The sequence below is a fragment of the Arcobacter thermotolerans genome (assembly GCF_983172305.1).
This window is the reverse complement of sequence record NZ_CFAFZJ010000010.1, coordinates 1-12,854: the sequence shown is the minus strand read 5'-3', so window position 1 is coordinate 12,854 and position 12,854 is coordinate 1. Positions and strand designations below refer to the sequence as shown.

Annotated in this window: 12 protein-coding genes, 6 tRNA genes and 1 pseudogene; 8 read left to right on the top strand and 11 right to left on the bottom strand. The window is 27.7% G+C overall.

The genetic code is table 11. The annotated features are described in order from the left end of the window. Positions 1-5 precede the first annotated feature (5 nt). The 8 genes from AC5LG6_RS08275 to AC5LG6_RS08240 form a co-directional block, all read right to left on the bottom strand. Positions 6-938 carry a tRNA dihydrouridine synthase gene (locus AC5LG6_RS08275; RefSeq protein ID WP_066219394.1) on the bottom strand — a complete coding sequence of 311 codons (933 nt, stop codon included), beginning with the start codon at positions 936-938 and terminating at the stop codon, positions 6-8. 2 nt (positions 939-940) lie between these two features. Further along, positions 941-1,951 (bottom strand): hypothetical protein, encoded by a 1,011-nt coding sequence (locus AC5LG6_RS08270; RefSeq protein ID WP_066219391.1) that lies wholly within the window; start codon positions 1,949-1,951, stop codon positions 941-943. A 58-nt stretch (positions 1,952-2,009) separates the two neighbouring features. After that, positions 2,010-2,465, bottom strand: coding sequence for a 23S rRNA (pseudouridine(1915)-N(3))-methyltransferase RlmH (locus AC5LG6_RS08265; RefSeq protein WP_141049806.1), 456 nt, complete (start codon positions 2,463-2,465; stop codon positions 2,010-2,012). Beyond that, on the bottom strand, positions 2,455-3,066 hold the full coding sequence (locus AC5LG6_RS08260) for a thiamine phosphate synthase (protein WP_260884232.1): 612 nt from the start codon (positions 3,064-3,066) through the stop codon (positions 2,455-2,457). The genes AC5LG6_RS08265 and AC5LG6_RS08260 overlap by 11 nt, the downstream gene beginning before the upstream one ends. Further along, entirely contained in the window at positions 3,066-3,932 is an 867-nt protein-coding gene (gene accD, locus AC5LG6_RS08255) for an acetyl-CoA carboxylase, carboxyltransferase subunit beta (protein ID WP_066359490.1), read from the bottom strand. The genes AC5LG6_RS08260 and accD overlap by 1 nt, the downstream gene beginning before the upstream one ends. A gap of 46 nt (positions 3,933-3,978) precedes the next feature. Beyond that, positions 3,979-5,187: a methionine adenosyltransferase gene (gene metK / locus AC5LG6_RS08250; protein WP_498586267.1), complete on the bottom strand. Its 1,209-nt coding sequence runs from the start codon at positions 5,185-5,187 to the stop codon at positions 3,979-3,981. 194 nt (positions 5,188-5,381) lie between these two features. Next, entirely contained in the window at positions 5,382-7,184 is a 1,803-nt protein-coding gene (glmS, locus tag AC5LG6_RS08245) for a glutamine--fructose-6-phosphate transaminase (isomerizing) (RefSeq protein ID WP_498586209.1), read from the bottom strand. 52 nt (positions 7,185-7,236) lie between these two features. Further along, positions 7,237-8,010: an inositol monophosphatase family protein gene (locus tag AC5LG6_RS08240; protein ID WP_066219378.1), complete on the bottom strand. Its 774-nt coding sequence runs from the start codon at positions 8,008-8,010 to the stop codon at positions 7,237-7,239. Positions 8,011-8,073: 63 nt separating this feature from the next. On the opposite strand from AC5LG6_RS08240, the gene AC5LG6_RS08235 reads away from it, so the two are divergent. Next, complete coding sequence (locus AC5LG6_RS08235) at positions 8,074-8,637, top strand: YkgJ family cysteine cluster protein (RefSeq protein WP_498586208.1); 564 nt, start codon at positions 8,074-8,076, stop codon at positions 8,635-8,637. A gap of 3 nt (positions 8,638-8,640) precedes the next feature. Here the strand turns inward: AC5LG6_RS08235 and AC5LG6_RS08230 are convergent, their stop codons facing one another. Together AC5LG6_RS08230 and AC5LG6_RS08225 are read right to left on the bottom strand one after the other, a co-directional pair. Next, a complete protein-coding gene (locus tag AC5LG6_RS08230; protein WP_434246386.1) occupies positions 8,641-9,228 on the bottom strand; it encodes a methyl-accepting chemotaxis protein in 588 nt (195 codons plus the stop codon). 747 nt (positions 9,229-9,975) lie between these two features. Next, positions 9,976-10,569 (bottom strand): annotated as a pseudogene (locus tag AC5LG6_RS08225) (cache domain-containing protein); the annotation flags it as partial. 303 nt (positions 10,570-10,872) lie between these two features. Here AC5LG6_RS08225 and AC5LG6_RS08220 point away from each other — a divergent pair. Both AC5LG6_RS08220 and AC5LG6_RS08215 read left to right on the top strand, forming a co-directional pair. Further along, positions 10,873-10,949, top strand: a tRNA-Gly gene (locus tag AC5LG6_RS08220). 31 nt (positions 10,950-10,980) lie between these two features. Further along, positions 10,981-11,057 (top strand) — tRNA-Met (locus tag AC5LG6_RS08215). A gap of 143 nt (positions 11,058-11,200) precedes the next feature. Here the strand turns inward: AC5LG6_RS08215 and AC5LG6_RS08210 are convergent. Beyond that, positions 11,201-11,509: a hypothetical protein gene (locus AC5LG6_RS08210; RefSeq protein WP_498586206.1), complete on the bottom strand. Its 309-nt coding sequence runs from the start codon at positions 11,507-11,509 to the stop codon at positions 11,201-11,203. A 275-nt stretch (positions 11,510-11,784) separates the two neighbouring features. On the opposite strand from AC5LG6_RS08210, the gene AC5LG6_RS08205 reads away from it, so the two are divergent. From AC5LG6_RS08205 to AC5LG6_RS08185, 5 genes are all read left to right on the top strand, one after another. Continuing rightward, positions 11,785-11,861: transfer RNA gene (locus AC5LG6_RS08205), tRNA-Met, on the top strand. Positions 11,862-11,879: 18 nt separating this feature from the next. Beyond that, positions 11,880-11,956 (top strand) — tRNA-Thr (locus tag AC5LG6_RS08200). A gap of 24 nt (positions 11,957-11,980) precedes the next feature. Further along, positions 11,981-12,055: transfer RNA gene (locus AC5LG6_RS08195), tRNA-Gln, on the top strand. Between the two features lie 55 nt (positions 12,056-12,110). Beyond that, positions 12,111-12,187, top strand: a tRNA-Met gene (locus tag AC5LG6_RS08190). A gap of 146 nt (positions 12,188-12,333) precedes the next feature. Continuing rightward, positions 12,334-12,735, top strand: a complete 402-nt coding sequence (locus AC5LG6_RS08185) for a hypothetical protein (protein WP_260891086.1) — start codon at positions 12,334-12,336, stop codon at positions 12,733-12,735. Positions 12,736-12,854 lie beyond the last annotated feature (119 nt).

Below are 12,854 nucleotides of genomic sequence, written 5' to 3'. Positions count from 1 at the left end.
TAAATCTAAAAAAAGCTCTCTATTAAATCTCTCATTATATTTTTGTCACTAATTTGATTTACTAAATCTCTAAACTCATTTGCTCCTGTATAACCTTTTGAATAAGCGTGTAACAATTTTCTAAAAATTATAGCACCATAGTCTCCATGAAACTCAAGCATTTTGTCATAGTGTTCTAAAATAATCTCTTTTTTTATAGAATTATCAATATCTTCAAGCTCATGTTTTAATTGATAAAAAACCCAAGGTTTACCAATAGCACCTCGTCCTATCATAACACCATCAGCTTTTGTGTACTCTAAAACCTCTTTTGCTTTTTTATAATCTTTTATATCACCATTTGCAATAACTGGAATTGAAATAGCCTCTTTCATCTGTTTAATTGCATCATAATCTACAGGTGCTTTATATTTTCCAGCTCTTGTTCTTCCATGAACTGATACAAAATCAACTCCACAAGCTTCAACCGCTTTTCCAATTTCAACTGGAATTTTTTCATTAACTCCAAGCCTTACTTTTGCACTTGTGTACTCTTTTTTTGAATATTTTTTGATAGTACTTAAAATCTCTTCAAGCTTTTTTAAATCACCTAAAAGATTAGAACCTGAACCATGAGAGAATACTTTAGGAGCAGGACAACCGCAGTTTAAATCAATTCCATCAATTCCTTCAACATCATTTAATATTTCAACTGCTTCTCTTACAAGTTGAGCACTATTTCCAGCAATTTGTACAAAATATGGGTCTTCTGAAGGAGACTTTTCTATCATCTTAAGTGTTCTTGCACTTTTATAAACCAAAGCATTTGAACTTATCATCTCTGAAATTGTAAGATCAGCTCCAAACTTTTTAACAACACTTCTAAAAGGTAAATCTGTATAACCAGCAAGGGGAGCAAGCACTATAAGAGGCTTGCTAAAATCTAATTTTTTTTTCATTCTTAGTTATACGACAAGCTTTCCAAACTATAATGTTTTCCAGCATCTTTTAGTTCAATTAGTGCTTTAAAAGGTGCGAAATCATTACCTTCTCTATTTGCTAAATTTTCTCTTAGTTTATCTTTCATCTCAAATTCACTCAAAATATATAGATATGCAACTGTAGCTTCTTCTTGTTCTTGTGAAATTTTTTCAAAAAGTTCTATTAAAACATCTGGATTCAGACTATTTTTATATTTTTTAGCAAGTTGAATATAATCATCTTTTGAAAGTTTTATATTTTTAACAAGTTCCAAAATTTCGTTGTTTTCAAATCCAAATTCACTATTTTCAATATTTTTTTCTAAAAGTTTAATTGTAAGTTCTTTATCAAGATTTACATTTTTGTAAATCTTTTTAATTGTTGTCATACTCTTTTCGCTCAAAGATTTCAAAAATGCTACTTTTACAATATCACTATCATATTTTTCAGCTTTTTTTACAATATCAACAGCAAAATCAACTTGTGAATTTATTTTATTTATTAAGTTCTGTTTTCCTAAAGATGATTTTTCATCAACTTTTAGATTTTTATCAACATAAATACCATTGTTTACATTTTGTATAGCAGCAACAGTTTTGTTTAATTCTTCATTTGTAGAACTAAATATCTCTTTTGGTACTTCAAGATTTAATTGAGTTAAAATATTTGCCAACTCTTTTTGTTTTCTTGTTCTAAAACCAATTTTATGCTCTTTATTTAGTAGTTTTAATTTAATTAATTCAACCATATTATCTAAATCACTATCTACTAATCTAAGTTTAAAATAGTTAATAAGCCCGTAAAAAATAATATGGATATAAGTTAAAAGACTTAAAAAAATTATAGGCAAAACAAACCAAACAGAAACAGGTAAAGTTTCACTAAAACCAAATAAACTAAGAGTATATTCTCCAAGTTCTAAACTATGAACAAAACCAAACAATACTATTATTAAAAGTATTGTTGAAATTATATAACTTTTAAGACCCATCTTCTTTTTTCCTTTTTGAAGAGTTAATTGTGTTCTATTATACAAAAAAGTTTATAAATTACTTATGATATGGATGATTATTTATAATACTTAAAGATCTAAATATCTGTTCTGATAGTATCAAAGTGGCAATTTTATGAGCAAAGGTAAGATTACTTAGGGAAATTACACTATCACAAAGAGATAAAAACTCATTTTCAAAACCAAAAGCTCCCCCTATGAAAAAATTTATCTCATTTTTATCTTCCAGAAGCTTAGAAAAAGCAAAACTATCGACACTTTTACCTAAAACATCAAGAGCTATATTGTAACCTTTCAAATATGGTAAATAACTTTTTGTATATATTTTTTTTGATTCATTTTCTCCGATGGTTTGTGCTTTTGCTATATCTTTATTAAATATATAAAAAATTTCAACTTTTGCATATTTACTAGACATTTTAATAAACTCTTTAATAAGTTTATCAAAATCATCATTACTTGGTTTTACTATTGAGTAAATGTTAATTTTCATTTAAAATAGCACTTCCAACACAATTAAATTTTGTATTTTTGATAATATCATCAACTTTTACGCCACCAATAGCACAAACAGGATGTTTAGACATTTTTGCCAAATATTGTAGTTTTTCACCCAAAATATTTGAAATATCTTTTGTATTTGTAGCTTTGTAAGCACCTAAACCAATCATATCAAGTTCAAAACTATTTGCTTCTAGAATTTCTAGTTCATTGTGAGTTGAGAGTCCTAAAAGTTTATTTTTTACTCTTTTTCGTAAAAGTTTTATAGCTAATTTTTTATCTTTGTTTATCTTTAAAATATCATCTTGACCTACATGCAAACCATCTGCATAATCAATTAATTCTACTTTATCATTTACAATAATAGGAATATTTAGATTTTGTTTAAGAAAAATAAGATTTTGTTTTTGTAACTCTAAATCTGAAACTTTGTCTCTATACTGTAAAAGTTTTACATCATATTTTTTTAAAATTTCCAAAAAATTTTCAAGAGTTATATTTTTTTTTAAAAGAGTTTCGTAATCACACAAAACATAAAGATAGTTAAAAGCTTCAAGATTAAATCCCAAAGCTTTTTCTAAATTTGAAGACATTAGCTAATTTTTTCTTGTCCAAAAATAGTTAATAAATCTGTAAGAGTTTTTTTCATATCTCTTCTATTTACAACCATATCAATAGAACCTTTTTCTAGTAAAAATTCAGCTCTTTGGAAACCTTCAGGAAGATCAGTTCCAATTGTTTGTTTAATTACTCTTTGTCCAGCAAAACCGATTAAAGCACCTGGTTCTGCCATAATAATATCCCCTAAAAATGCAAAAGAAGCAGAAACTCCACCCATAGTTGGATCTGTTAATATAGATATATATGGAAGTTTATAGCTATCGAGTTTTTTCAAAGCTGCAGATGTTTTTGCCATTTGCATCAAAGAAAAAGTTGATTCTTGCATTCTTGCACCACCTGATGCTGATACTATAATAACTGCTTGTTTTTTTTCAATTGCTCGATTAACTGCTCTTACTATTTTTTCACCTTCAACACTACCTAAACTTCCACCCATAAATGCAAAATCAAAAACTACAAGCTGAACACCAATTGAGTTAATTGTACACTCACCACTAATAACACTTGATACTCTTCCTGTTTTTGCAAGTCCTTCTTCAACTCTTTTTTTATAAGAGAGTTTATCTACAAACTTCAAAGGGTCATTTGGTTTTAAATTTGTATCAAACTCTACAAAGCTATTTTCATCTGCAAGGATTTCTACTCTTCTTTTTGCCCCTATTCTCATATGAAATTCACATTTTGGGCAAACATTATCTTGATTTTCAACCTCTTTGAAAAACATCAAAGAGCTACAACTAGGACATTTTATCCAGTGACTTGGAGCATCTTTCTTTGTAGCTTGCTCTTTATTTTTGTTATCAAATGAAATTTTGCTAAATAGATTTTTTAAATCCACTACCTTTTCTCCTTTTTTTCTAAAGCAATATTATAGTTAAATCTAACTAAATATTTTTAAATTTATCTAGTTCGTCTAATTTTTCCCAAGGATAATCAGGTTGTCCAACTTGACCACGAGCTGCTACATCTGCATAAAGGAATGTTGTAGCACTTGGTTTATCTAGATTAAATTTTTCTGTAATCCATCTTGGTGTTAAAGGGAAATTTTCCATTACAAATGCAGATAAAATATCATCATTATGTTTTGTATATGTTCCCATTGTATCAACAGCAACAGAAGTAGGACGTGCAACTCCAATAGCATAAGATATTTGCACAATAGCTTTTTTTGCAAGTCCTGATGCAACTATATGTTTTGCAATCCATCTTGCTGCATAAAGTCCACTTCTATCTACTTTTGTATAATCTTTTGAAGATTGAGCTCCTCCACCAATTGGTGCATATCCTCCAAAACTATCAACAATCAGTTTTCTTCCAGTTAGTCCACTATCATGCAAAGATGAGTGATTTACATATCTTCCTGTTGGATTTATGTGAATAATTGTGTTATTTTTATCATAAAGTTTACTTGGAAGTCCAGAATTATCAATTAATTCTTGAATTATTGCTCTAACTTCTTCTATTTTCATTCCTTCAACACAAGGTGCTGAAACAACAATTGTATGTATTTTTTGAGGAAGTCCATTTTCAAAATTCTCTTTTGTTCCATAATCAACAGTAACTTGAGTTTTTATATCAACTCCTAGTTTTTGATTATTTTTTAAAGCATAATTATAAACTGTATCACATAATTTTCTTGCATATACTATTGCTGCAGGCATAAACTCAGCTGCCTCATTTGAAGCAAACCCAAACATAATTCCTTGATCTCCAGCTCCAATTTCTCCTGTTGTTTGATCAACACCTTGACTTATATCTGGGCTTTGTTGATTTAATAATACTTGAACTTGTACATCATCTGGATGAAGTGCTTGCTCTTTTGTAAAAGCACTTTTTCCATCGTATCCAATTTTTGCTAATGCGTCTTTTACTATTTTTTCATAATCATTTTGTGATAATTTTGCATTTGATTTTACTTCACCACCAATAACAACATGCTTTCCAGCAACAAATACTTCACTTGCAACTCTACTATTACTATCTTCAATAATAAGTCTATCAACTATACTATCAGCAATAATATCAGCACATTTATCAGGGTGACCAGGGCTTACAACTTCACTTGTAAACAGATATTGAGATTTTTTTTCCATTTTTGTTTTCCATCCTTTGTTTTCCACAAGCTTTGCTTGCATTGTTTTCCATCTTTTGTTTTCCATTTAGTCTTTTGTATAAAAAAATTAAATTAAAAATTTAAAGAGTTCGATTTTCCGTAACTTTTAAAAAGTTATGGAAAAAAGTTTTGTAGTGTAACTAAAAATTAATTAGTTTTCTTTTAAGTAGTTTATTACTCAACAGTTACAGATTTTGCTAAGTTTCTTGGCATATCAACATCATTTTTAAGTCTTATTGATATCTCCATAGATAAAATTTGAAGTGCTACCAACATCTCAAAAAATTCAAGCATATAGTGATCACACTTATTTATTTTTATAAAATCATCTGCAAGTTCAAAATCAGCAGAAGATATTGCGCAAATTGTACTATCACGTGCACTTAACTCTTCGACATTTGATTTTATTTTATCATACAACATATTTTTTGGCATAAGAGCTATTGTAAAAAGTTCTGGGTCTGCAAGAGCAATTGGTCCATGTTTCATCTCACCTGCTGGATAACCTTCAGCATGTAAATATGAAATTTCCTTAAGTTTTAAAGCACCTTCTAAAGCAAGGGGATAAAATACATCTCTTCCTATAAAGAAAAATCCATGACCGTGTAAATATCTTTTTGATAATCTTTTTGCTTTTTCATGAATATTTTCATGAACTTTTAAAGCTTTTGGAACTTCTCTTAAAGTATTAACTTCATTTTCAAGTTTTTCCTTAGAAATAGTTTCTTTAATTTGTGCAAAATATAAACTTAACATCCATAAAACAACTGTTTGAGTAGAGAATGCTTTTGTAGAAGCAACTCCTTTTTCAATTCCAGCTCTTGTTAAAATTGTAAAATCTGCAACTCTTGTCATAGAAGAGTTATCAACATTACAAATTACCAAAGTGTTAAGACCCGCACTTTTTGCCATTTTTAAGGCTTCTAATGTATCAGCTGTTTCTCCACTTTGAGAGATTACAACAAATAGTGTATCTTTTGTCAATAGTGGCTCTTTATATCTAAACTCACTTGCAACTTCAACGCTACATTTTATTTTTGATAATCTTTCAAACAGATATGAAGATGCAAGCCCTGCATGATATGAAGTTCCACATGCACAAATTTTAATCTCATTTATTCCATCTAATATTTTTGAATCAATCTCATCAAAATTTATCTCACTATCTTTTACACGACCTAACATACAATCACTTACGACAACACTTTGCTCATAAATCTCTTTTTCCATAAAGTATCTAAAACCATCTTTTTGAGCAAACTGTTTTGATGTTGGAAGTTTTGACCAAACAATATTTTTACTAAAAAACTCGATCCCATCTCTTGAAGCTACTCCCCCAATTTTATCATCAAGATATACAACATCATTTGCAAGTCCAATAAGTGCTGAATCTGAAGATGCAAAAAGTACTTCATCTTTTTCTATACCATGTCCAACAATCATTGGACTTCCAAGTTTATAGAAAAATATTTTTTCTGGATCTTTTTTTGTAATTAATAAAATAGCATAAGCCCCTTCAAGCCTTTTTATAGTCTCTTGAAATGCTTTTTTTGCATCATTTAATTTATTGTTGTAGTGCTCAAAAAGATGAACAATAACTTCTGTATCTGTTTGTGAAACAAAGTTGTGTCCTAAAGATGTTAACTCATCTTTTAACTCTTTATAATTTTCTATTATCCCATTATGAACAACATAAGAGTATTCACCTAAATGTGGATGAGCATTAACTTCTGTTGGTTTTCCATGAGTTGCCCATCTTGTATGTCCAATTCCTAAATTATATCTATCTTTATTATTTTGATTAACTTTTTCTTCAAGATTTACAAGCTTCCCAACTGCTTTGAATACATCTATTTCATTTCCATGTAAAACAGCAATTCCTGCGCTATCATACCCTCTATATTCAAGTTCTTTTAAACCATCTAATAAAATCTTTGTTGTATCGTATTTCCCTATGTAACCAACTATTCCACACATAAAAAGTCCTTAAATATCATTTTAAAAAATATAAGATTTTATCAAAAATTAACTAAATATCTAGTTTACTTAGTAATTTATCATGAATTTTACCATTTGAGGCAACTATATATTTATCTTTAAACATATCAAAAGTAGTACCTCTAATATTTGTAATTCTTCCACCAGCTTCACTTAAAATTATAACTCCAGCACTAACATCCCAAGGTTTCAGATTCATTTCATAGTAACCTTCATAAACGCCTTTTGCAACCATACATAAATCAATAGATGCACTTCCTAATCTTCTTAAATCTTGACACTCTGGTAAAATATTCTCAATTTTTTTTATCACATCTTTTAAATCTTTTGTATTTTCACCACTACTATATGGAAAACCTGTGGCTAGAAGTGATTTTTGTAAATCATTTTGCAAACTTACTTTTATTTTTTTACCATTTAAAAATGCACCTTTTTTATGTTTTGCAAAATATAACTCATCTAAAATAGGATTATATACTACACCAATATATGGCTTTTTATCTTTATAAACTCCAACTGAAATAGCAGTATGTGGTACACCATTTACAAAGTTTGTAGTTCCATCTATTGGATCAATTATTATTGAATTCCCAAACTCTACCAAACTATTATCTGACTCTTCAGCTATAAGATTAAACTCTTTAAAATATTTAGAAAACTCTTTTTTTAGATAATTTTCAACTGCTAAATCATATTTTGTAACTAAATCTTTTTTTGCTTTAAAATTTACATCTTTATTTGAGTAATAACCTTTTTTTAAAATTTTTCCAGCTTTTTTTATAATTTGAATAAGTTTCTTTTGCATGATTTTCCTTAAAATTTTTGATATTTTATCTAATTCTTTTAAAATCTATGTAAAATTGCACACATGAAAAACTTTGTAAAACTTGAAGATAAAAATATTAAATTTGGTGATTGTAATAATTGCTTTGCTCATTGTTGTAGTGGAAGTTTTGGTTCTATTTTTTCACAAATTCTAAAAGAAGAGTTTGAAGATGTTTATAAAAACTTTCCTATTTTATTTATTTTTGGCTCTTTAGGTTTTGTAAAACCTGTAATTTTACTATCAAATGGTTTTGATTTTTGTCCACATTTAAAAGATTTCAGATGTAAAATTTATGAAAATAGACCAAAAGTGTGTAGAACTTATCCTTTAAGTCCAAATATAGATAATTTTATCTATATTGACAACTCATGTCCAGAATTAAACAAAGCGGATAATATCTTAAATTTTGAAGATGAGATATTTGAAAATTATCAAGAGAAATATATTAATACTCACTTTGAATTTGAAAAACTTAAAATTGAAGAGTTTGAAAAAATTTTATCTATAAAAGGAGTTGATTTTTACAGATTTATTGGAGATGAAAAATCTAAATATTTAGATTTTCATAAACTCTCAATTAAACTATTAGAAAACTTTACATTATAAAAACTATTTATCTTTAAATCTTTTTTTATTTACATCTTCAATAATAAGTTTTGAAATACTATTTGTAGATATTGCAATATCTTTTGTTTGAGACGTAACACTAGCATTTTGCTGTGTTTTTTGATCCAAAATAGCAACTGCATTGTTTATCTGTTCTATTCCTAAAAGTTGTTCTTTGCTTGAGTTTTCAAACTCCTTTATAAGCTCTATTGTCTGTATAATATCACTATTTAGTTCACTGTACCCATTTATCATACTATTTGCAATATGTTTCCCTTCATCTGCCTTTTGTGTTGCAATCTCAACTATATTTTTTATCTCATTTGCAGCTTGTGCACTTCTATTTGCAAGATTTCTAACTTCACCAGCAACAACTGCAAACCCTTTTCCTGCTTCTCCAGCAGTTGCAGCTTCTACAGCTGCATTTAGACTTAGGATATTTGTTTGAAATGCTATTTGGTCTATTACACTTATTGCCTCATTTATAGATGAAATTTTTATATTTATCTCTTCCATAGATGAAACAGTTTGATTTGCTAATTTTTCTCCATTTTTTGCTCTAGAAGTTACGCTTGAAGCTATACTTGCCATTTTCTCAACATTTTGAGTACTACTTCTTAAATTTGAAGTCATCTCTTCTAAAGAAGCAGCTGTTTCTTCAAGATTTGCAGCTGTACTAGTAGAACTTTCATTTAATTTTTCAACATTACTCAAAAGTATATTTGAACTTTCAGATAAAGTTTCTCCATTTTTTTTATTTTCAATCAACATTTTTGTTATTGAATCTCCCAAAATATTAACACCATTTGCAAGTTGTAATATATGATTTGAAATTTTTGTTGTATCAACTCTATTTACATAATCATATTTACTATATTCATCTATTACTTTTAAAACATTCACAATATTCTTTTCTAATTCCTGTGCCATTTGATTCATAACAGATTTTAATTTTGATAGATTAATATCATCAACCTCTATATTTAATCTTTGAGATAAATCTCCTTTTTGAAATTTTTCTAAAATATCTATTGTAGTTTCAATAAAAAGATTATTATCATCTATCTCTTTTCTAGCAATCTCAATATTTTGATCAAGTATTTTTGACATATGACCTATTTCATCTTTTGAATAATTTTTGATTCTATCAACTTTATTACTTTCATTATTTAAATATTTAAAAAATGACTCTAAAGTTGTTTGAAATATATTTAGTGGTCTTAAAATAATTTTATTTATAGATGGAACAATTATAGAAATTAAAACAATATTTAATAAAACTGTAACAAAAATAGCTATCCAAAAAAGTGTATTTATATCTCTATTCATCTCTTCTTGTAATTCATTTATATCTTTTTGAATATCATCTGCATATATTCCAGTTACTAAAACCCAGTTAAATTCTGGAATAAAAATAGATGAAGCCATTTTTAATACAACCTCTTTTGTTGCTGGATTTTCATAATGGTAAGTTATATATTTTTGCTCTTTTGAAAATTTAATTAAATCTTCTCTAAAAGCATACCCTTTTGCATCTGGAGATTTTATATTTGTTTTTGTATTATTTAATTTTGGATTTGCTGGATGAAAAGCAAAATAATAATCAGCACCTCTTTGCTCATAAGCAAAAAAATATCCACTCTTATCATCTAAATATCTAACACCTGTTAAAAGTTCTATAACTTTTTGTTTTGCTAAATCTATATTTTTTTCTTTATCAATAATTGTTTTAATAAGTGTTTGAGCAACTTCAAATTGATGCTGTATTAATGACTCTTTCTCTTTTGTAATAGTAGTTTCAAACTTTTTTAATGTATTATTTAAAGTGTTTTGTGTTTTTTCAAAATTAATTCCAGAAAGTACAAATATTCCTATAGTAAAAGGTACAATTGTTATTAAAAGTAGCTTTATTTTTAGCGAATTTATATTCATTAGTATCCCCTTTTTTATAACGAACTTACATTCTATAAAATAAACTTTAAAGATAGATTAAACAATCTAATATTTGTTATAAGAAATATCTATTTATCTATATTTACACATTTTGAATATTAAAATAGATATTGAATCAATTTTTTATAAATTACTTATTTAAATTAAGTGTTAATTAATATTTAATCAATTATAATTCCACTCCAATTTAAGAAATGTTTTGATTTATTAAATGTGATTAAAATATTAAGTTTATTTTAATTATTTTAAAGTATAATTTCAATCCTTTTTTAAGAGGTTTATGCGGGAGTAGCTCAGTTGGCTAGAGCTTCTGCCTTCCAAGCAGACTGTCGCGAGTTCGAGTCTCGTCTCCCGCTCCACTTTTTTTAAGTGTGTTCTTTATTTTTTTATCGCGGAATAGAGCAGCTAGGTAGCTCGTCGGGCTCATAACCCGAAGGTCATAGGTTCAAATCCTATTTCCGCAACCAACTATTTATAGGCATTTAAACCACTTTACTATCACTTTAAGTTTTCATAAAAATACAACAAATGTGCAACAAAAAACTATATTTATCAACTATTTTAAAAAATCTGTTTTCTTTTATATGCATTCCACAAATTACTTTTTATATTAATTCTCAAATAATCTATATTCATAATATTTTTTAACAGTTTTTCTATCTAATTTACATAATTCTCCAATTTTTGAAAAATTGATTTTTTTACCTTTCTTTTCATATTCAGAAACGATAGCTAAAACCCTTTTATAATTCTCTTCTTGTTTTCTAAAGAGATAGTGTTTTTTGGCTTCTAAAAGTTGTTCTTTGTTTTTTTCTTTATCTCTAAGATTTACAGTTCTTATAGCTGAAAGCTTTTGTCTTCTTTGTGTTTCTAAATCATATTCTTCTCTTGAAAGATTTCTCATTTTTGGAAAATTCATTATGCCCTCATTTATATCTTTTATATAGTTTAAAATATCATTTTGAGTGATTGACTTTTGATTTTTAGCATAACTGCCCTATTTCCTGCCCTTCTACCCGCTCTTTTTGTTAGTATTAAAAGTGTTGTTGTTTTTACTTTTCTTTTTAAATTTGCGATAAAAATGAAGAGGTTGTTTTTTGTTATAGTTTTGTTATAGTTTTTTAGCTTTTTTTAAGTTTTATCCCGTTATAATCTCGACCTTGAAACAAGGAAAATACTTAGTTTCAAAGGTGTGTCAAAGTAGCTCAGCTGGCTAGAGCGCTGGTCTCATAAGCCGGAGGTCGAGAGTTCAAGTCTCTCTTTTGACACCATTTATATAAATTAAAAGTGCTGGTGTAGCTCAGTTGGCTAGAGCAGCTGATTTGTAATCAGCAGGTCGGGGGTTCGACTCCCTTCACCAGCTCCACTTTTACTTTATTTGCATTCCTTCTGGGGTATCGCCAAGCGGTAAGGCAACGGTTTTTGGTACCGTCACTCGAAGGTTCGAATCCTTCTACCCCATCCACTAAACTTATTTTCTTATATCTATTTTATCAAGAATTTAATTTATGTTTTTTTATCGCGGAATAGAGCAGCTAGGTAGCTCGTCGGGCTCATAACCCGAAGGTCATAGGTTCAAATCCTATTTCCGCAACCAATTTTTTATTATCTCAATTTTATAACAATCAATTTATAAACTAAAATATCATTACTTAACAAATATAAATCTTTACTTTTTTCAAATATAAGTTATCCATTTTCAATATTTTATAGTAAAATTTTAAAAATAGAAAAAGGAGATTTATGTTAAATAAAAAGATTATTATTTCATTTTTAACATTTTGTTTATTAAGTTCATCTATTTATGCAAAACAAAGTGATGATGAAAGAGAAAGTAAAAAACGAGACTATAAGCATAGTAATTATCATAAAGATAAAGATTATAGTGATAAAAAAATAAAATCTGAAAAACAAAAAAATATTCCTCCTGGTTTACAAAAAAAAGTAGATAATGGTGGAACTCTTCCTCCTGGATGGCAGAAAAAAATAGAAAAAGGAGAAGTTGTAAATAGTACTATTTTGAGTAATGGAAGAATTGTTACAAGTAAATATCCAAAAATAAAAAATACGGAAGTTTATGAAGTTGAAAATAGAGTTTTTAGAATTTATAAAGATACAAAAGAGATTTTAGATATATTAAAGTAGTAAAAGTTGGGAGTGTTAGAAATTCCGTGTCAATCTGATAAAATAATATCAAGGATTGACAATGGAACAAGAGATAAACTTTGATTTCAATGAAATATTGAAAGAATTTAGAAGTGGTA

Excerpts from the sequence above, each read along its gene's own strand:
- AC5LG6_RS08240 (WP_066219378.1), bottom strand. The coding sequence starts at position 8,010 with ATGCAAAAGAAACTTATTCAAATTATAAAAAAAGCTGGAAAAATTTTA.
- AC5LG6_RS08265 (WP_141049806.1), bottom strand. The coding sequence starts at position 2,465 with ATGAAAATTAACATTTACTCAATAGTAAAACCAAGTAATGATGATTTT.
- AC5LG6_RS08260 (WP_260884232.1), bottom strand. The coding sequence starts at position 3,066 with ATGTCTTCAAATTTAGAAAAAGCTTTGGGATTTAATCTTGAAGCTTTT.
- glmS (WP_498586209.1), bottom strand. The coding sequence starts at position 7,184 with ATGTGTGGAATAGTTGGTTACATAGGGAAATACGATACAACAAAGATT.
- AC5LG6_RS08185 (WP_260891086.1), top strand. The coding sequence starts at position 12,334 with ATGTTAAATAAAAAGATTATTATTTCATTTTTAACATTTTGTTTATTA.
- AC5LG6_RS08270 (WP_066219391.1), bottom strand. The coding sequence starts at position 1,951 with ATGGGTCTTAAAAGTTATATAATTTCAACAATACTTTTAATAATAGTA.
- AC5LG6_RS08230 (WP_434246386.1), bottom strand. The coding sequence starts at position 9,228 with ATGGCAAGTATAGCTTCAAGCGTAACTTCTAGAGCAAAAAATGGAGAA.
- AC5LG6_RS08235 (WP_498586208.1), top strand. The coding sequence starts at position 8,074 with ATGAAAAACTTTGTAAAACTTGAAGATAAAAATATTAAATTTGGTGAT.
- AC5LG6_RS08275 (WP_066219394.1), bottom strand. The coding sequence starts at position 938 with ATGAAAAAAAAATTAGATTTTAGCAAGCCTCTTATAGTGCTTGCTCCC.
- AC5LG6_RS08210 (WP_498586206.1), bottom strand. The coding sequence starts at position 11,509 with ATGAATTTTCCAAAAATGAGAAATCTTTCAAGAGAAGAATATGATTTA.
- metK (WP_498586267.1), bottom strand. The coding sequence starts at position 5,187 with ATGGAAAAAAAATCTCAATATCTGTTTACAAGTGAAGTTGTAAGCCCT.